Source organism: Mesorhizobium delmotii, from assembly GCF_900149755.1.
Classification (GTDB): Bacteria; Pseudomonadota; Alphaproteobacteria; order Rhizobiales; family Rhizobiaceae; genus Mesorhizobium; species Mesorhizobium delmotii.
Map to the genome: position 1 here is coordinate 154108 of NZ_FUIG01000043.1, position 17443 is coordinate 171550.

Genomic DNA, 17443 nt, shown 5'->3' on the forward strand with positions numbered 1-17443 from the left:
ATGCGCAGGGGGAAGTTGGAGGCGCAAGTGACGTTTGCCGGCCGCAAGCGGCCAGCGTCATTCATCTGTGGAAAACGGGCGATCTGTGGAACTGTGGAAAACGGGCGCTGGGAGGCTGGGCCGCCCGGTCCTATGCAGCGGCTTTCGCATGCCGGTCGAAGAACAGCGCCTGGCTGATCAGGGCCTTGACCATATCCGGATTGAACGGCTTGGTGACGAGGAAGGCCGGCTCCGGCCGCTCGCCGGTCAGGAGTCGCTCGGGAAAGGCGGTGATGAAGATCACCGGCACCGGCGTGGCCGACAGGATCTCGTTCACCGCTTCGATGCCGGAACTGCCGTCGGCAAGCTGGATGTCGGCCAGCACCATCTTCGGCCGCGTCTTTGTGAACATTGCCACCGCCTCGGCGTGGGTACGTGCAGTTCCGACGACGCGATGGCCCAGGCTTTCGACCATTTGCTCGATGTCCATGGCGATCAGCGGCTCGTCCTCGATGATCAGCACATCGGTTGCCACCTGGCGGGAAATCTCGTTGCTGGCCTCGGCGAGAAGTTCGGAGAACTCCTGATCGTCGACGTCGAGAATCTCAGCCGCCTCGTCTTCGCTGAAACCTTCGACGGCGACCAGCAGGAAGGCCTGCCGGGGAAGGGGTGAGATCGCGTTCAGATTGGCGGCGGCGCGCTGTTCCCACGCCGACTGCGGGTGTTCTTGCGGAACGCGGATGGCGACCGAGGTGAACAGCCTGGCGAAGACTTTGTAGAGCGCGATGCGGTCGTTCGACGCGTCCGGAAAGATGTCGATGTCGGCGATGATGGCTTCGAGCATCGCGGCGACCAGCGCGTCGCCACTCTCCTGCGATCCGGAAACGGCCCGCGAGAAGCGGCGCAGGAACGGCAGGTGCGGAGCGATGGTTGCGGATAGGCTCATGATGGACGTCTCCCTCTGACGTAATTGCATAGATTGCAGGCCAAGATGATTACAAGCCCCGAAAATAAACCCTGAAAGCATAAACGCCGGCTTTCCGAAAAAGTTCCGATGGTTTGGAACTAATGTAAGAGGACGGCGTTTGAGGTCGGGACGGGCAACCAGACGAGGGGACCGCCTGCTTTGCATCGTGTATTGAAGGGCGGCAGGGTGCTGGGAACAAAGGGCGAAATGAAGACATGACGAAAGATATCACGGCTGGCGCTGCAAACAGGCGCCGGGCAGCTTCCGGCGACCCGCTCGGGCCAAACTCGGAAATCGGCCGCAAACTCAAACAATATTACGACGAGCTGGTCTCCGACAACGTGCCGGATCGCTTCGCCCAGTTGCTCAGCCAGTTGGAACAGGCCCAGCCTGCACGGAAAAAGGACTGAGGCATGGCGGCCGTCTCCCAGAGCTTCAAGACGGATCTGCTCGGCTCGATTCCGAGCCTGCGCGCCTTTGCCGTGTCGCTGACGCAAAACGCCGACAAGGCCGACGATCTGGTGCAGGAAACGCTGGTGAAGGCCTGGGACAAGCATGAAAGCTTCGAGCCGGGCACCAATCTCAAGGCATGGCTGTTCACCATCCTGCGCAACGAATTCTATTCGCAGATGCGCAAGCGCGGGCGCGAGGTGCAGGACAGCGACGGCATCATGACGGCCAGGCTAGCCGTCCATCCGGCCCAGCACGGCCAGCTCGACCTCAAGGACTTTCGTAGCGCGCTCGAGCAATTGCCCGAGGACCAGCGCGAAGCCATCATCCTCATCGGCGCGTCGGGCTTTTCCTACGAGGAAGCCGCCGAGATCTGCGGCTGCGCGGTCGGAACGATCAAGAGCCGCGTCAGCCGCGCCCGCACGCGGCTGCAGGAAATCTTGAAGATTTCCGGCGATGACGAGTTTGGCCCGGATGCGATATCGGCTCAGGTGACGGGGTCGAACGCCGCCTGAATACTGACCCCCGATAATATGGTCCCCGGTAATGCGGGCCCCGGTTTCCGGACATCAGATAAGAGGGCCGCGCCCGCACGCCGCCGCCACTGCCTGCACGAGATCGTCTCCCGAATAAGGCTTGGTGACCAATCTGATATCGGGGAAGGACACCTTGATTTCGTCCATTTCGGAATAGCCCGAGGCGAAGACGAAAGGCACGCCCGATTCGCGCAGCCGCGAAGCGAAATCGAGTGTCGAGGCGCCGCCCAGCATGAGATCGACGATGGCTGCGTCGAATTGCGAGGCAACGCTCTTCCGATCGATCTCACTCAGATCGCGGGCGATGATCACGTCGCCGGCGCCGTAGTCGCGGCAAAGCTGCTCGACGTCCATGGCGATCAGGAATTCATCCTCCAGAACAAGAATCCGCAATCCGTCAAGCAAGGGCACGTGGCAATGTCTCCGTGGGCGCAGGGAAAAGGGGAAGCGCAGGGAACAGAGGAGTCATGATCTCTATTTGGCTTCCTGTCATCTAAAGTTATTTGGCATCCTGTCATCTAAAGGCATGCCCGTCGCAGATGACGGAAATCTCGATCCTTAACGAAAGCTCAACTCGCTGGGAGGGTTGAGCGAGGATCGCCGGCCGATGATCTGACGCCGGTCCCGGGACGCTCGGGTCGGGCTGGACTCATACGCGGAAACACCCTTTCATGGACCTCATTCCGATTTCGGAACCTTGGCGTGTATCGAGCGTTTGGAGCCAAGCAAGCAAGGAGTTAAGCAATGGCGACTGCTGCAGGAAAGGCCGCGAACGCAAGCCGGGCGGATTCGGATCTCGAGGCCGACATCAGGCAATTGAAAGCCGATATCGAAAAACTCACCAAGCAATTGGCCAAGACCGGCGAACATGGTTATGGGACGGCCCGCCGCGCCGCGACCGAAGGTGTCGAGCAATTGCGCGCCCAGGGCGAAGCAGCCTTCGATACCCTGCGCAGCAACGCCAAGGACATCGAGGCGCAAGTGGTGGCGAGCGTGCGCGAAAAGCCGGTGACGTCGCTGGCAATCGCGGCAGGCGTCGGCTTTCTGTTCGCGCTTCTCGCGCGCCGCTAGTCTCAGCCCAGATGGGAATGCTGGCATCGTTGATCTCGGGCGTCGTCTCGGGTGAAGCCGCTGCAGCCGTGCGCCGCGCGCGCACGGCTGCAATCGTCTATGCGCTCGCAGCACTTGCAGCATTGTGCGGCGTCGGTTTCCTCGTCGGAGCGGCCTATATCTGGGTGGCGGGTCTCTATGGGCCGATGGCAGCCTGCCTTGGTTTCGGGGTCGGCCTCCTGGTGATTGCAGGGCTTCTCCTGCTCTTCCATCAGCTGTCGGCCGGCGCGCGCGCCCGACGCCGGGCGCGGAGGCGCCAAGCCGATATGAAGGCGGTCGGCATCACGGCCGCGCTCGCCGTGCTGCCGGCGCTACTCAAGGGGAAAGGTGGCCTGGGCACGATACTCGGCCCGGCGATTGCACTCGCCGCCTACGCCATCTACCGCGAGAACGTAAAGCCCGATGCCGACGATCCGGATGCCGGCGAAGCGAAATAGCTCGAAGCGATTCTTCTTGTTGTTTGACCACAATCTTATCCGAAAACCGGGCTCCACTTTTCGCTGACGCGGACCTTCGGTTCGGGATCATGGCCGGGCCGTCACTTCGGCAGATACTCCAGCGGCATCGATATTTCGGCGAACACGCCTTCCGGCCGGAATTCGTGGGTCACTTCGCTGGAGATGACCTTGGCCAGGCTGCGGCGGATCAGGATCGAGCCGAAGCCGTGGCGTTCGGGCGAGGCAACTTCAGGCCCGCCGCTTTCGCGCCAGGTCAGCACCAGGCGCCGTGCGCCTTTCCGGCCCTGTGCCTGCCAGTCGAGATCGACCTTGCCCGAAGCCGCCGACAGCGCTCCGTATTGCAGCGCGTTGCTGGCCAGTTCATGCAGGATCAGGCCGAGCCCGACTGCCTGGTCGGGCGAAAGCAGCAGATCGGCGCCTGAGATCGTCATGCGCGGCTGTTCGGCGGTATCGAACGGCTTGACCTCGATCTGCACGAGTTCGCGGATGCCAATGCCGCGCCACTCGCGGTCGGACAGCAGGCTGTGGGCGGCGCCCAGCGCCTGAAGCCTGGCGCTGAAGGCTTCAAGGAACTCGCTCGGCTGGCGGGCATGGCGAACGGTCTGCGTCGCCAGCGCCTGCACGGTCGCCAGCGTGTTCTTGACGCGATGGTTCAGCTCGCGCAGCAAGAGCCGTTGCCGCTCGTCGCCGAGCTTGCGTTCGGTGATGTCGTAATTGACGCCGAAGATCAGCGTCGGCTTGCCGTCGCCGTCGCGCTCGATGACACGGCCGCGCGTCGCGAGCCAGCGCGGCGGACTGAAGCCCTTGACGCGGTATTCGCCAAAATAATCGTCGCCGCCGGTCAGCGCGTCACGAAAGCGCGTCTCGGTCTGGTAGACATCACGCGGGTCGATGGCGGCAAGGATATCGCGCGCCCTCAGCCGATTCGAGCGCGGCAGGCCGAACAGTTCGGACAACCGGACGTCGCATTCGATCACATCGGTGTGGATATCCCATGCCCAGCTTGCGAGCGAGGCGGCATCGAGCGCGATGCCGCGCCGTTTTTCCTCGCGCGCCAGCGCCGCAGCGACGCTGGCGCCGTTGCGGGTGGCGTCCTTCAATGCGAACAGGCTGGCGGCGAGGCTGGCGAGCGCCGTCAATTGTTCGAGCTGGGCGGCAGACGGGGACGCGCGCGGCTTCCGGTCGAACACGCAGAGCGTGCCGATTCGGGCGCCGGCCACCACAATCGCCGCACCCGCATAGAAACGGACATGATGCTCGCCAGTGACCAGCGGGCTGGCGTTGAAACGTAGATCCGTGGTTGCATCGGTCACCACCATGGGCTCGTCGCCGGCGGCAATGGTATGGGCGCAGAAAGATGTATCTGTCGCGGCCTCGGTCTCATCCAGGCCGACACAGGACTTGAACCATTGCCGCTCGATATCGAGCAGTGTCACAAGCGCGATAGGCGTTTGCATCACCGCGGCGGCGAGCCCACTGATATGGTCGAAGTCAGGATCGGCCGCCGTGTCGATTGCATCGAGACCGTGCAGTACGGCAAGCCGGTCCTGCGCCCTTACCACGCTAAGGACATCGACCGGCAGATTCGGCTTTTTCACTACCCTGCTATCCACAAGGCCCCCAAATGCATCGGCTTGCAGCCATTCGCGCCAGGCCAGTTGCCTGGCTCTGAAACCGGAACCTTCGCCTTGAGGAACCGTTACCCAACCACGTTTTGTCAGCCGCGCCCGCCAGCGCCAAACGACTTGCCGGCGCTAAACGACATGCCGGCGCCCAACGAAATGGAGGCCGATCATGCCCAGGATCGTTCCTGAAGACAAAGCCCGCCAGGGACGCTGGGGGTGGTATACTTTCCGTATCCTGATCGCCGCGCTGCTGTTGGCGTTTATCGCCTGGGGCATCGCGGAGATTTATGGCAACATGATAGACAAGACGTCGACAACCGAACAGGGCGAGCTTCCCAGGGACGAACAGGGCGAGCTTCCCAAAGGCTGAAGCTTTCCGATCGACTGTGCCGGGATGCATCACGCGGCCTTCGCTTGGACAGCGCGCGCCGGGACGAGAACGTTCAGCGCGCCAGGGTGGATTTCGATTGTCGTTTCGCGGTCAAGCCTGACCAGTTCGCCATCCATGACGGCGCGGAATTTCTTGGCTGCCGAGTGGACTTTCAAAACGGCCCGGTCGGCCTGGTGGATTTCCACGTGCTCACTGTCGCGCCATTTGCCGCGCGCCATGTCGAAAAGGAACCTGACCAGTTCGCCACGCCGCCGCGCGACCGTGATATAGATGCCGAGCACGCCGCCGGCGGGATTGTCGGCATAGGGCAGATGGCCCTCACCGAACAGATTGTTGGTGATGCCGATGCCGGTGGTGCGCGTCATGATCTCGGCTTCGCCGATGGTCAGCGTCACCTTCATTGCCGACGGGTTGTTGATCGCCGCCCAGGCAGCCTTCACTGAAGCCCGCATCTTGCCCAACCGCGAGCCAAACGCCATGGTTTGGCGAAGCTGAACCATCCTGGCATGCATGCCGATCGAGAACTGATGCACGAACGGCTTGCCGTTGGCGGTTGCCATATCGACTGCGATCACCTCGCCGTCGGCAAAGGATTCCACGGCCGCGTCCAGGGTCTGTGGGATGCCGAGCCCGCGCGCGAACAGGTTCATCGTGCCAGCCGGCAAAATGGCAAGTGCCTTCTTCCTGCCCATCAACTGAGCCGCTGCGGCCGAAATGGTGCCGTCGCCGCCGCCGGCCAGCACAATGTCGACGCTGTGCTTCGAAGCGATGCGGTCCAGCGTTGAGACGATGTCCTTGCCGTCAACGATGTCGATATCGATGGAGTGACCTGCTGCCTCCAACGTCTGGCGCATCCGGTCCGTGAAGGCGGAAAGATCAATCGTACGCAGGGTGCCGCCCTCCTGGTTCAGCACCGCCGCAAATCTCATCCCCCCGCTCCGTTTTTTCTTGCCAACCATTGGATAATCATCGGCCAGGACAGACCCAGCCACAGATTGGAACGGGGCGGCTGAAAAAAAGTTCCGCAGCTCTGACGAAAATACAGGAGCGAATCTCACCGGCCGAACGCATGATTGAGCGCGATTCGGGTGGTTTTTTCACGACGCTCGCCGTGGTGTCGGAACAACGGCGCGGTCACGACGTTGTGAATATGTAACGCCGCGACCAATCTCCCACCCGGCGGCTCGTGGCGTGAACGAAATAACGCTCGAGGAGGATTATGATGATCCGCACCCTTTTAACCACCACCGCACTGGCAGCGTTGATTGCGACCGGTGCGTATGCGCAGGAAGCCACAACCCCGGCGCCGACCCAGGATCCGGCGGTTCAGGAGACCGCTCCGGCTGCGCCCGTTCCACGCGCCGAGGGCAGCCTGGTAACCAACATCGTCGGTGAATCGGTCTATAACGGCACAGGCGACGATGCCGAGAACATCGGTAATGTCAGTGATGTCGTCTTCGATGAAAACGGTCAGGCGAAATCCGTCGTCATCGGTGTCGGCGGCTTTCTTGGCGTCGGCGCCAAGAATGTCACTTTCGACTACAGCAAGCTGCAATGGGCCGAACGGGGTGGCGACCGCTGGCTGATCGCCGAAACTACAAAGGATGAGTTGATGGCTCAGCCGGACTTCGACCGCAGGCCTTACGATCCGCCTCCTGCGGCCACCGACACCACGGCTACGGCTCCTCCAGCCCCTTCTGGCACCGATACCACCGCACAGAACGCTCCGGCGGCTCCGGTCGAACCGGTTCCGGCCGAACCCGTGAAGCGTGCCGACGGTAACCTTGCCACCAATATCATCGGCGAAACCGTCTACAACGGCACTGGCGACGACGCTCAAAACATCGGTGACGTGAACGACATCGTCCTGGCCAAGGATGGCAAGGCCGAGTCGCTGATCATCGGCGTCGGCGGCTTCCTTGAGATTGGCGAAAAGAATGTCGCCTATCAGTTCGACAAGGCCAAGTGGGCGGAGAGGGATGGCGATCGCTGGCTGGTGGCCGAGACCACGAGAGAGGGTCTGGAGGCGCTGCCGGAGTTCGACCGCAGGCCCTATGATCCCGCCCCGGCGACTACCGCATCGACTGACGCGGCGACGCCGGCGCCGGTGACCACCACCCCTGCTGTCACTCCAGCCCCGGCGGAGAAGACCGCGGAAGCTCCGGCGGCAACGCCTGACACCGCTGCTCCGGCACCGGCGGACAAGATGGCGAAGGCCCCGGCGGCAACGCCTGACGCGGCTGCTCCTGCTCCAATGGACAAGACAGCCGAGGCTCCGGCTGCAGCAGCGCCTGACGCCACCCCCGACCAGACACAGACCGCGGCGATCGACAAGTCGGCGCTGACCGAAATGCCGGTCGACAAAATCCGGTCCGAGGATTTGGTTGGAACCACCGTCTATGGCGCCAATGATGTCAACGTCGGTGAGATTGGTGACGTCGTGCTGACGGGCGACAAGAAGGTCGATGCCGTCATCATCGACGTCGGCGGTTTCCTTGGCGTTGGCGAGAAGGAAGTGGCGATCGGCATGGATAACCTGAAATTCATGACCGACAAGGATGGCAAGCGCTATCTCTACACGAACTTCACCAAGGAGCAGCTCGAGGCGCAGGCCCCCTATGACAAGGCCACATATGTGCAAAACCGCGACACACAGCGCATGATGATGCGCTAGTTTACTCCAACGACGAAGGAGGCCCGTGCCGGCAAAGGCGCGGGCCTTTTTTATGACTGGAAAGGCGGCAGGCCTGCGACGTGGCCGACAACGCCGTCCTCGGTCAGTTCGGCAAGCGCCAGCGACTGATCGAGATGTTCGGCCCGCCAGGCGAGCAGCCTTTCGGCAAGCTCCAGCCGGACCGGCAGATAGGCCGGATCGGCAGCGACATTGGTTAGTTCGTCCCGATCCTGCTCCAGGTCGAACAGCAGCGGCGGCAGGCCGCCGCCGAAATGTACATATTTGAATTCTTTCGTGCGGATAACGGCCAGATTGCACTGGCGCGGACCGATGCCGAAATGGCGCTCGGCATGACCATCGGCAATCGAGCGGAAATCGAACTCCCAATGCGCGGCCTCGCGCCAGTTGTCCGGCTCCGTGGCATCCAGGAACGGCTTCAGCGACTGTCCGTCGAGATGCGGCGGGGTTTCTTCGCCAAGCAGATCGAGCAAGGTCGGCGCTATGTCCACCGCCTCGGTGAAGCGGTCGACGCTGGCGCCGGCCGCTTTGCGGCGACGCGGGTCGCGGACGATCAGCGGAATATGATAACTGCCGTCGAAGAAGCCGCCCTTGCCCAGCATGTAATGATCGCCCATCATTTCGGCATGGTCGGAGGTCAGCACGACGATGGTGTCATCCCAGGCATCCGCTGCCTTGACTGCCTGCCAGATACGGCCAAGCTGCGCGTCGACTTCCGAGATCATGCCGTAATAGAGCGCGCGGATGCGGCGAAAATCGTCGTCGCCCCAATCGCGCACCTTGCCCTCGGCGCCGGGGCGGAAATTCGAACGCTCCTGCAGGTTAAGGTTGTAGGCAAGGTAGGGATGGCATTCTGCCTCGGCCTGCCAGCTCACGGCGCGGTGGAAAGCCGGTCCCTCGGCAGGATCATACATGCTGTTGTAGGGCTCCGGCACGATGAACGGCGGATGCGGGCTGAGGAAGGAAAGATGTGCGAACCACGGTGTATCGCGCTCCTGTTCGCCAAGCCAGCGGAGGAATTCGCCGGTCAGGAAAGCGGCTGGGGATTCGTGCTTCGAGTAGACGGGCGGCGCGTTGGTCACTGCGCTGTCGGTCGTGCCTCCATGCTCGTCGGCTGGGCGATGGATGTCGGGAAAGCCGGCGCCGCTATCGATGCCGCGCGCCTTGAGCCACGACAGCCATGGTTTCTGGTGCTCCGGCAGGAGTTGGCGCACGGTGAAGCCGGGCAGCACGCCTTCGTAGCTTTTCAGCCGCGGGTCGCCCGGCGCCAGCGTGCGCGGATCGGGCGATACGTCGGTATAGCCGAACAGCGTCGGATCATAGCCGAGGCTGCGCGCCGAGAGCGCGATGTTGCCATGGCGGGCGTCGAGCGGCGTGCCGTTGCGGCAGACGCGGTTGTTCATCTGGTAGAGGCCGGTGTAGAGGCAGGCGCGTGCCGGCGAGCACGGCGCCGCGCCGCCATAATGCTGTCGAAACAGTACACCCTCGGCGGCGAGCGCGTCGGCATTCGGCGTCCGCACCACCTTGTGGCCTGCCGCCGACAGGCACTCGCCGCGCCACTGATCGCAGGTGATCAGGAGAACATTCGGGCGTCTGTCTTTTCTGACCAATGCTGTATCCTTCATTGAGAACGTGCCGCTCATGGAGCCGAATTTTTGTGGCGACGCAAGCCTGAGGTGTTCGCGAAACGGTGAACAAAAGTTGTCTTATTGTTCACTTATAGAGCACAGTCCATTCTGTGTTTGCGACCTTTGCCGTCGGCCGGCGGGTCCTCATATTGGCGTGGAGCGCGGCATGGGCCGCACAGGACAAGGGAAGGAGCAGGAAATGCTCGACCAGATCAAGGGCCTGCATCACGTCACTTCGATGGCCAGGGATGCACGCCAGAACAATGAGTTCTTCACAAAAAAGCTCGGCCTGCGCCGGGTCAAGAAAACCGTCAATTTCGACGCGCCGGATGTCTACCATCTCTACTATGCCGACGAGGTCGGCACGCCCGGTTCGGTGATGACCTATTTTCCGTTCCCCAACATCGGCAAGGGCCGCCACGGCGTCGGCGAAGTCGGCACCACGATCTGTTCGGTGCCCGAAGGCACGCTTGCCTATTGGGAAAAGCGTTTTGCCGATGAGGGCGTCGCCGGCCTCTCGCGCGAAGAGAGCTTCGGCGAGAAGCGCCTTGGCTTCGCCGGTCCCGACGGCGACGGGTTTGCGCTGGTCGAGAACAAGGCCGATACCCGTACGCCGTGGGCGAAGGGCGATGTTCCCTCCGACGAGGCGATCCGCGGCTTTCACTCGGTGTCGCTCAGGCTGAAGGATGGCGGCGCCACGGAAGAGTTGCTGAAATTCATGGGCTATGAAGAAGTCGACACATCCGGCACTGTAAAAAGGCTGGCGGTGAAGAACGGCAACGGCGCCAATATCGTCGACATCGAATCGCTGCCGGGCGCTGCTTTTGCCGATCTCGGCGCCGGCTCCGTCCACCACGTCGCCTTCGCCGTCGAAAACCGCGCCAAGCAGCTCGAAGTTCGCAAGGCGCTGATCGACACCGGCTATCAGGTGACGCCGGTGATCGATCGTGACTATTTCTGGGCGATCTATTTCCGCACGCCGGGCGGCGTCCTGTTCGAAGTCGCCACCAACGAGCCGGGCTTCGACCGCGACGAGGACACCGCCCATCTCGGCGAGGCGTTGAAGCTGCCCGCGCAACACCAGCATCTGCGGCCCTATCTCGAGCAACATTTGCAAAAGCTGGAAGGCTGAGGACAAGGCCATGAGCAAGGACGCTTACATCTACAAGACACTGCCCGGTTCGCCTGATGGATCGCTGCTCTTCGTCTTCCATGGCACCGGGGCCGACGAGAGCCAGCTTCTGTCGCTCGGGCGTGATCTCGCGCCGCAGGCGACCATCGTCTCGCCGCGCGGCGATGTCTCGGAACACGGAGCGGCGCGCTTCTTTCGCCGCACCGGCGAGGGCGTCTACGACATGGCCGATCTGGCGCGGGCGACGGACAAGATGGCCGGCTTCGTCAAGGCACATGTCGAGGCGGCAAAGCCCGCGTCGGTGCTTGGCCTCGGCTATTCCAACGGCGCCAACATCCTGGCCTCGGTGGTGTTCGCGGCGCCCTCTCTGTTCGATGCGGCGGTGCTGATGCATCCGCTGATTCCGTTCGAGCCGGAGATCGAGGGAAGTCTCGCCGGCCGCCGCATCCTGGTCACAGCAGGCAGGCGCGATCCGATCTGTCCGCCCAACCTGACGTCGCGGCTCGAAGCCTATTTGCGCGCCGATGGCGCCGATGTCACAGTGGAGTGGCACGACGGCGGCCATGAGGTGCAGTCGAACGAGATCGAGGCGGCGCGGCGGTTCCTGTCCGCTACGCCGGTAGAAGGAGCGTAAGCAATGCTTGACCAATTGCCGGAGATCGAACTGGAGGATCGCGGTTCCAAGGGCCGTTATCTCTTGCGCGGGCCTGGTGGCGCCGAGGCGGAGATGACCTTCACCAAGATCGGCGAGCACCAGATCATCATCGACCACACCGAGGTGCCGGATGCGTTTCGTGGCCAGGGCGCCGGGCTTCGCCTCGTTACCCGCGCCGTCGAGGACGCGCGCGCCGCGGGCAAGAAGATCATCCCGCTTTGTCCGTTCGCCAATGCCCAGTTCCATCGTCACCCGGAATGGGCCGACGTGCTGAAGCAATAGCGCTGTTCCTACCACAGGCCTTAGCCCGCGGTGACGGTTGAGGGCGGGCAGCCACAAGGGCATCCTTCGCTGTGGCATTTGCGCAGATCGCCTGTCTTGCCTGGTGGGTTGTCTTGCCTAGTAGGTATTGCCTTGCCTAAGTAGGTATATTGCCCGCCCGACCAATCGGACCGAATGATCCCTTGATGACCGAAACCGATCTTGTTCCCGTCTTCGACGGCCACAACGATACGCTGCTCAGGCTCCATCAGTCGAAAGACGCGGATGTCGAGAAGCTGTTCATCGAGGGGACGTCGGGTGGCCACATCGACCTGCCGCGCGCGAAAAAGGGCGGCTTTGCCGGCGGCATGTTCGCGATCTTCCCACCGCCGCTCGAGAAATCCAAGCGCAGTGCGGTTCCACCTGCGCCGAGCGATACTGAGCCCTTGCCGCCCGAGCTTCCGCGCGCCGACGCGCTTGCCTCCACCATCGCCATGGCCTCGATCCTGTTCAGGCTGGAACGAGCGTCGGCGCTCACCGTCTGCCGCAGCGCCGGCGACGTGCGAAACGCGATGGCGGAAGGGTCGATCGCGGCGGTGTTCCATATAGAAGGCGTTGAGGCGATCGACCCCGAACTGACGATGCTCGACGTACTGCATGCGGCCGGCCTGCGCTCGCTCGGCATCGTCTGGAGCCGCCCGAACGCTTTCGGCCACGGCGTGCCGTTCCGTTTCCCGTCGACGCCCGACACCGGACCTGGCCTGACCGATGCCGGCAAGGCACTGGTCAAGGCCTGCAACCAGCTCGGCATCATGGTCGATCTTTCGCACCTCAACGAAAAGGGGTTTCGCGACGTCGCCGAGATCAGTGACGCACCGCTGGTGGCGACCCACTCGAACGTCCATGCGATCTGCGGCCATTCCCGCAACCTCACCGACTGGCAGCTCGGCGCGATCCGCGAGTCGGGTGGCATGGTCGGGCTGAATTTCGCGACCGGGTTTTTGCGCGAGGACGGCAGGATGAATGCCGATACCAGTCTCGACATCATGGTGCGCCATGTCGATTCGCTGCTGCAGGCGCTGGGCGAAGACGGCGTCGGCCTCGGGTCCGATTTCGACGGCGCCATGATCCCGGCCGTGATCGGCGACGTCACCGGCCTGCCGAAGCTGCTCGATGCGTTCGCCGAGCGCGGCTTCGGTCGCGCGCTGATCGAGAAGATCGCCTATCGCAACTGGATCAGTATGCTGGAAAAGACCATCGGCTAAAGCGTGTCGCCCGGCAGAGTAGCCAGCGGCCTGCAATATATCGATCGAGCGGGGTTTTGATGATCTCGACAAGACCGTTGTCTCCGGAGCTCAAGCCGCGGATGATTGCGGACTTCGAGAACTTCAGGGCCGGCTCTTGAAGCGCCAGACCGTACGAACCGATGTCGCCATCGTCGGCGCCGGCTTTACCGGCCTGTCAGCCGCGCATGAATTGAACAAGGCCGGCATCGATTTTGTGCTGCTCGAGGCGCGCGGCCGCGTCGGCGGGCGGGTCGAGTCCAAGTGGAATGGGCTTGGCGAGCTGATCGACAGCGGCGGTCAGTTCCTGTGCGAGGACATGCCGGAACTGATGGCCCTGGTGCGAACGCGCGGTAAGACGTTGGTCGAGACCTATGTTAAGGGCGAAGTCATTGCCCAGCCGCTGACGGGCGAAAAGGAAGCCGAGCGAATCTACTACGCCTCGATGGCGATCCGCGACCGCATGAACGCGATTGCACCGGCCGATCCGACTATTGCCGGCTTGACCGTCGCCGCATGGCTCGATCGCCAGAACGATCCCGGTGAGGCCAAGGCGGCTTTTCGCTCGATGATCGAAGGCCTGTGGTGCCAGGCGCTCGAAAAACTGCCGCTTTGGCACCTCATCGACAATGACCGCCGTATCACCAATGAAGTGTCGGAACTGCAGTATTTCGTGCATGAAACCATGCAGTCTCTGGCGGATGATCTGGCTGGCGATCTCGGCGACCGCCTGCGATTGAACACGCCGGTCAGAACGATCGAGCGCAGACTGGGAGGCGTTCGTCTCGCGTCGACGACGGGCTCGATCACGGCGCGAACGGCGCTGATCGCCATACCGCCGATGATGGCTTCGAAGCTGGATTTCGCGCCGCCGCTGCCGGTTGCCTTGGAAAAGGCCCTCGGCGTCTGGCAAAGCGGCGCGGTGATCAAAATGCAGGTGCGCTACCCCACAGCCTTTTGGCGCGCCAAGGGCTTGAGCGGCATGGTGATGTGGCGCGATCCGCCGGCACTTTTTGCCTGTGACGTCAGCAAGGATGGCGGCCACCCTGCGTTGGTCGTCTTCGTCGGAGGGCCGCTTGCCCTACGCTGGCGGGAATTGGGAGATGCCGCGTTGCGCGCGGAGGTTACGGCGCGGCTCAAGGAGGCGCTCGGCACGGACGCAGGCAGCTTCACCGATTTCAGCTGTCGCGACTGGACCGATGATCGCTGGAGCGGCGGCGGCTACAGCGATCTCATCATCAATACGAGTGCCACCTACGCCGAACAAACCATCCTTGCCGGCGCGCCGCCAGTGTATTTCGCATCCTCGGAATTGTCGCCGTCATTTCCGGGCTATGTCGAAGGCGCAATCGTGGCTGGGCGCATTGCTGCACAGAAAATCCTCTCGGAATTTAATCCGCAATAGTCACAAGCGCCTCATGGTCGCAGGCGAGGCGTCTCAAGGTGGCGACCGGACTTCGCCGGGCCACAGCGGCGGCGTGATTTGATCCCGTGAACATGCGACTGCATGAACAGTTCGGCAAAGAACTCCCTCGCCCTCGCATAATCGAATATGCCCGGTACTGCCCGAATTCCCGTTTCAAATCTGTTACACGGTCAGTTTGCGCGCGTCGTTCGTCCGTTACCGGGTGCGGCTAAGTTCCTTTCAACAGAAAAAGAAAATCGATGAAGGGAATGGCGATGCATACGAAAATCCAGACTGCCTACGTTGACCGCCACCTGCAGGCGCCGGAGCGCAACGATCGGCGGCCGAAGCTGGCGCTGCGCCGGCGCGCCAACGACCATCCGATGGCGCTGTTCGTGGTGCTGGGCGCCGCCGCGTTCGTCGGCATGGCGTTCGCGCCGACGGTTGGTCCAGCTTTCGCTTCGCTGAATCCGCCGGCAAACATCATCGACGGCGCGCCGACCACGACAAAGACCGCGCGCCTGCCGATGCCGGAGATCGATTTTGTCTGCAAGGGGCAGGCCTGGGGCGCTGAAAGTGCGGACTGCCTGCGCGTCATCGCCGAGCAATCCGGCATTCACAAGGCTCGCGCGGTCCGCGTGATCGCCAATGCCGCGCCGCTGACCGATACGCCGAACGTTTTTTGATGCCCCCGAGCGACCCTCCAGCGCTCCAGGCAGGCTCCCGCCGCATCGGTCGGGTGCTTTCTTTTGAGGATCCTAGGCCGGCTCTAACCGCCCAATGCGGCCTGCTCGGCAATGGCCGACAGCACGCCGCGCACGTCCAGCGTGCTGAACGGCTTTTCCAGGATCTGCGGACGCTGCGGCGCGGGCAACGCCTCGATTTCGGCTTTCGCGCCGATCAGGTCGCCGGTGACCAGAACGAAGCGCCGCGCCAGATCAGGCTTTTCGGCGAGCAGTTCGCGATAGACTGATATGCCGCTGGTGCCGGGCATGCGCAGATCGGAAAAGACGATGTCCGGTGGCATGTGGCCGGTCAAGGTCGCGGCGGCCGATGCCCAGGCCGGCACGATCCGCGACTTGATGCCCATCAATTCCAGAATGTCGGACAGCGACGCGGCGACATCCGGCTCGTCGTCGATGATCAGCGCATGGCGCAATCCGCTCGAGCGCGACGGGGTTTCGCCGGCGGCGGCCGCGCCGGCGGCGATCGCCGGCAACTGGACGACGAAACGGGCGCCCCTCGGCAGAACTTCCTCGAACCAGACATCGCCATTGTGCCGTTCGATGATCGATTTCGAGATCGACAGGCCGATGCCGGTGCCGACGCCGACCGGCTTGGTGGTGAAGTAGGATTCGAAGATGCGGGAGCGTATCGCTTCCGGCACGCCCAGCCCGTTGTCCTCGACCGAGAAACAGGGATTGCCGCGATCGCTGCGAAACGTGCGTACCTTGATCAGCCGGTCGCCGCCGATGCCGGCCAGAGCGTGCTGGCTGTTGATGAGGAAGTTGGCAGCCACTTGCGTCACGTGGTCGGCGTCGGCCATGGCCAGCAGCGGACCGCTGGCGAAATCGGTATCGATAATGATGCCGGTTGACCTGGCGCCGTAGGCTGTCACTTCGAGTGCCGCGCGGACCACCTGGTTGAGGTCGGTTTCGGCCTGCGACGCGGGATGCAGGCGGACCATCGAGAGGAAGCTCTTGACTATGCGGCCGCACCGCTCGGCGGCTGCTCGCACCTTCTCGGCCCGCACCTTGGTCTGCGGGTCTGAGGCGAACTCGTGCAGCAGCGTCGATTGGGCGACGACCACGGCGAGCGGGTTGTTGAGCTCGTGTGACACGCCGGCAAGCAGGGAGCCCATCGCCGCCATCTTCTCGTTCTGGTGCAGCTTTTCACGCTGGCGGCCGATCTCCTCTTCGGCGCGCAATTTGTCGCGAAGGTCGCGGATCGAGCCGAAAATCAGGCGGCGGTCGGCGACCCGCATCTCGGTCGCCGTCAGTTCAATCGGAAAGACCTCGCCGGCCGCATTCTGGGTTACGGTCTCGATCCGCTGGCCGACCATCGGCGCGCCGCGGCCCGACATGTATTCGGCGCCCGACACATAGCCCTTTCGATAATATTCCGGAACGACGGTGTCGAGCAGGTCCTTGCCGAGGATGTCGCTGCGCTGGTAGCCGAACATCTTTTCGGCGGCCGGATTGAATTCGATGATCGAACCGGTCTCGTCGATGACGATGATGGCGTCGAGCGAAGCCTGCAGCATGGTGCGGCGGATGACTTCGCTGGCATGGGCATCGGAAAGTGATCGTTCGATGGCGTCGCCTATGGCCAGCGCCACGATGTGCAGCGTTGCCTCTTCCTCGTCGGTCCATTCGCGCTCGTTGACGCAGTCGTTGACCGCCAGCGTGCCCCACAGATGGCCATGCGCAAAGACCGACACCGACAGGAACGACTTGATGTGCTGCTTTTCGAAGTCGATTCTCAGAAAGCCTTCGAGGTCGCGCGTGTGTCCCGCGAAGATCTTGCCTTGCCGCTCGTCCTCCGCCAACCGTTCCAGCAGTGGGTCCGAATTGACAACCGACTGCAAGATCACCGTTGGCGATGCCAGTTCGCCGCCAAATCGCGGGTTGATCCAGTAGGCCGCGACCGACTGGGCAAAGCCCTGGCCGGGCAGCTCGCGCAGCCGAAACAGGATGCCGCGCTGGCAATCCATGGCCCCGCAAAGCCTTTCAAGGATGCCGTCCATCTCGCGCTGCCAGTCGCCGGCTTCGCGAAGCCGGCGAACGACATGGACAGCCGCCATCGCCGCGCCCTGCCTGACGCCTTGCATACCGCTGCGTGCTGCTTCAGCCGTCATGGTCAGCCGTCATC

At 62.9% G+C, this 17443-nt stretch carries 18 protein-coding genes; 12 read left to right on the forward strand and 6 right to left on the reverse strand.

The window, feature by feature from the left end:
- Nucleotides 1–130: 130 nt before the first annotated feature.
- Nucleotides 131–925 carry a response regulator gene (locus BQ8482_RS26255; protein WP_123150239.1) on the reverse strand — a complete coding sequence of 265 codons (795 nt, stop codon included), beginning with the start codon at nucleotides 923–925 and terminating at the stop codon, nucleotides 131–133.
- Nucleotides 926–1161: 236 nt separating this feature from the next.
- On the opposite strand from BQ8482_RS26255, the gene BQ8482_RS26260 reads away from it, so the two are divergent.
- Nucleotides 1162–1356, forward strand: coding sequence for a NepR family anti-sigma factor (locus BQ8482_RS26260; RefSeq protein ID WP_065007450.1), 195 nt, complete (start codon nucleotides 1162–1164; stop codon nucleotides 1354–1356).
- 3 nt (nucleotides 1357–1359) lie between these two features.
- Complete coding sequence (locus BQ8482_RS26265) at nucleotides 1360–1911, forward strand: RNA polymerase sigma factor (protein ID WP_029348707.1); 552 nt, start codon at nucleotides 1360–1362, stop codon at nucleotides 1909–1911.
- Between the two features lie 54 nt (nucleotides 1912–1965).
- Here the strand turns inward: BQ8482_RS26265 and BQ8482_RS26270 are convergent, their stop codons facing one another.
- Complete coding sequence (locus BQ8482_RS26270) at nucleotides 1966–2337, reverse strand: response regulator (protein ID WP_165848724.1); 372 nt, start codon at nucleotides 2335–2337, stop codon at nucleotides 1966–1968.
- 339 nt (nucleotides 2338–2676) lie between these two features.
- Between BQ8482_RS26270 and BQ8482_RS26275 the strand changes: the two genes are divergently transcribed.
- The gene (locus tag BQ8482_RS26275; RefSeq protein WP_123150242.1) at nucleotides 2677–3003 is read left to right on the forward strand and encodes an ElaB/YgaM/YqjD family protein; all 327 of its coding nucleotides are present in this window, start codon (nucleotides 2677–2679) and stop codon (nucleotides 3001–3003) included.
- A gap of 11 nt (nucleotides 3004–3014) precedes the next feature.
- Nucleotides 3015–3479: a hypothetical protein gene (locus BQ8482_RS26280; RefSeq protein WP_123150244.1), complete on the forward strand. Its 465-nt coding sequence runs from the start codon at nucleotides 3015–3017 to the stop codon at nucleotides 3477–3479.
- 101 nt (nucleotides 3480–3580) lie between these two features.
- On the opposite strand, the gene BQ8482_RS26285 is transcribed toward BQ8482_RS26280, so the two are convergent.
- Nucleotides 3581–5098 (reverse strand): sensor histidine kinase, encoded by a 1518-nt coding sequence (locus BQ8482_RS26285; RefSeq protein ID WP_244602966.1) that lies wholly within the window; start codon nucleotides 5096–5098, stop codon nucleotides 3581–3583.
- A gap of 196 nt (nucleotides 5099–5294) precedes the next feature.
- Here BQ8482_RS26285 and BQ8482_RS26290 point away from each other — a divergent pair, with 196 nt between their 5' ends.
- Nucleotides 5295–5495, forward strand: a complete 201-nt coding sequence (locus BQ8482_RS26290; RefSeq protein WP_123150248.1) for a hypothetical protein — start codon at nucleotides 5295–5297, stop codon at nucleotides 5493–5495.
- Between the two features lie 29 nt (nucleotides 5496–5524).
- Here the strand turns inward: BQ8482_RS26290 and BQ8482_RS26295 are convergent, their stop codons facing one another.
- Entirely contained in the window at nucleotides 5525–6445 is a 921-nt protein-coding gene (locus BQ8482_RS26295) for a diacylglycerol/lipid kinase family protein (RefSeq protein WP_123150250.1), read from the reverse strand.
- A 293-nt stretch (nucleotides 6446–6738) separates the two neighbouring features.
- Between BQ8482_RS26295 and BQ8482_RS26300 the strand changes: the two genes are divergently transcribed.
- Nucleotides 6739–8190, forward strand: coding sequence for a PRC-barrel domain-containing protein (locus tag BQ8482_RS26300; RefSeq protein WP_123150306.1), 1452 nt, complete (start codon nucleotides 6739–6741; stop codon nucleotides 8188–8190).
- 50 nt (nucleotides 8191–8240) lie between these two features.
- On the opposite strand, the gene BQ8482_RS26305 is transcribed toward BQ8482_RS26300, so the two are convergent.
- On the reverse strand, nucleotides 8241–9818 hold the full coding sequence (locus BQ8482_RS26305) for an alkaline phosphatase family protein (RefSeq protein WP_123150307.1): 1578 nt from the start codon (nucleotides 9816–9818) through the stop codon (nucleotides 8241–8243).
- Nucleotides 9819–10035: 217 nt separating this feature from the next.
- Here BQ8482_RS26305 and BQ8482_RS26310 point away from each other — a divergent pair, with 217 nt between their 5' ends.
- The 6 genes from BQ8482_RS26310 (at nucleotide 10036) to BQ8482_RS26335 (ending at nucleotide 15258) form a co-directional block, all read left to right on the forward strand.
- Nucleotides 10036–10968, forward strand: coding sequence for a VOC family protein (locus BQ8482_RS26310; protein ID WP_123150308.1), 933 nt, complete (start codon nucleotides 10036–10038; stop codon nucleotides 10966–10968).
- Between the two features lie 10 nt (nucleotides 10969–10978).
- Nucleotides 10979–11602, forward strand: a complete 624-nt coding sequence (locus tag BQ8482_RS26315; RefSeq protein WP_123150251.1) for an alpha/beta hydrolase — start codon at nucleotides 10979–10981, stop codon at nucleotides 11600–11602.
- Nucleotides 11603–11605: 3 nt separating this feature from the next.
- Nucleotides 11606–11905: a GNAT family N-acetyltransferase gene (locus tag BQ8482_RS26320; RefSeq protein ID WP_123150252.1), complete on the forward strand. Its 300-nt coding sequence runs from the start codon at nucleotides 11606–11608 to the stop codon at nucleotides 11903–11905.
- A 185-nt stretch (nucleotides 11906–12090) separates the two neighbouring features.
- Nucleotides 12091–13149, forward strand: coding sequence for a dipeptidase (locus tag BQ8482_RS26325; RefSeq protein WP_123150253.1), 1059 nt, complete (start codon nucleotides 12091–12093; stop codon nucleotides 13147–13149).
- A gap of 136 nt (nucleotides 13150–13285) precedes the next feature.
- Nucleotides 13286–14572, forward strand: a complete 1287-nt coding sequence (locus BQ8482_RS26330; protein ID WP_165848717.1) for a flavin monoamine oxidase family protein — start codon at nucleotides 13286–13288, stop codon at nucleotides 14570–14572.
- 275 nt (nucleotides 14573–14847) lie between these two features.
- Nucleotides 14848–15258, forward strand: a complete 411-nt coding sequence (locus tag BQ8482_RS26335; RefSeq protein WP_123150309.1) for a hypothetical protein — start codon at nucleotides 14848–14850, stop codon at nucleotides 15256–15258.
- 83 nt (nucleotides 15259–15341) lie between these two features.
- On the opposite strand, the gene BQ8482_RS26340 is transcribed toward BQ8482_RS26335, so the two are convergent.
- Complete coding sequence (locus BQ8482_RS26340) at nucleotides 15342–17429, reverse strand: PAS domain S-box protein (RefSeq protein WP_165848718.1); 2088 nt, start codon at nucleotides 17427–17429, stop codon at nucleotides 15342–15344.
- Between the last annotated feature and the right edge of the window lie 14 nt (nucleotides 17430–17443).

What these genes read in the sequence shown, in the direction of transcription:
- BQ8482_RS26255 (WP_123150239.1), bottom strand. Translation starts at nt 925, where the DNA reads ATGAGCCTATCCGCAACCATCGCTCCGCACCTGCCGTTCCTGCGCCGC.
- BQ8482_RS26275 (WP_123150242.1), top strand. Translation starts at nt 2,677, where the DNA reads ATGGCGACTGCTGCAGGAAAGGCCGCGAACGCAAGCCGGGCGGATTCG.
- BQ8482_RS26300 (WP_123150306.1), top strand. Translation starts at nt 6,739, where the DNA reads ATGATCCGCACCCTTTTAACCACCACCGCACTGGCAGCGTTGATTGCG.
- BQ8482_RS26310 (WP_123150308.1), top strand. Translation starts at nt 10,036, where the DNA reads ATGCTCGACCAGATCAAGGGCCTGCATCACGTCACTTCGATGGCCAGG.
- BQ8482_RS26295 (WP_123150250.1), bottom strand. Translation starts at nt 6,445, where the DNA reads ATGAGATTTGCGGCGGTGCTGAACCAGGAGGGCGGCACCCTGCGTACG.
- BQ8482_RS26340 (WP_165848718.1), bottom strand. Translation starts at nt 17,429, where the DNA reads ATGACGGCTGAAGCAGCACGCAGCGGTATGCAAGGCGTCAGGCAGGGC.
- BQ8482_RS26260 (WP_065007450.1), top strand. Translation starts at nt 1,162, where the DNA reads ATGACGAAAGATATCACGGCTGGCGCTGCAAACAGGCGCCGGGCAGCT.
- BQ8482_RS26325 (WP_123150253.1), top strand. Translation starts at nt 12,091, where the DNA reads ATGACCGAAACCGATCTTGTTCCCGTCTTCGACGGCCACAACGATACG.
- BQ8482_RS26280 (WP_123150244.1), top strand. Translation starts at nt 3,015, where the DNA reads ATGGGAATGCTGGCATCGTTGATCTCGGGCGTCGTCTCGGGTGAAGCC.
- BQ8482_RS26265 (WP_029348707.1), top strand. Translation starts at nt 1,360, where the DNA reads ATGGCGGCCGTCTCCCAGAGCTTCAAGACGGATCTGCTCGGCTCGATT.
- BQ8482_RS26315 (WP_123150251.1), top strand. Translation starts at nt 10,979, where the DNA reads ATGAGCAAGGACGCTTACATCTACAAGACACTGCCCGGTTCGCCTGAT.
- BQ8482_RS26320 (WP_123150252.1), top strand. Translation starts at nt 11,606, where the DNA reads ATGCTTGACCAATTGCCGGAGATCGAACTGGAGGATCGCGGTTCCAAG.
- BQ8482_RS26290 (WP_123150248.1), top strand. Translation starts at nt 5,295, where the DNA reads ATGCCCAGGATCGTTCCTGAAGACAAAGCCCGCCAGGGACGCTGGGGG.
- BQ8482_RS26335 (WP_123150309.1), top strand. Translation starts at nt 14,848, where the DNA reads ATGCATACGAAAATCCAGACTGCCTACGTTGACCGCCACCTGCAGGCG.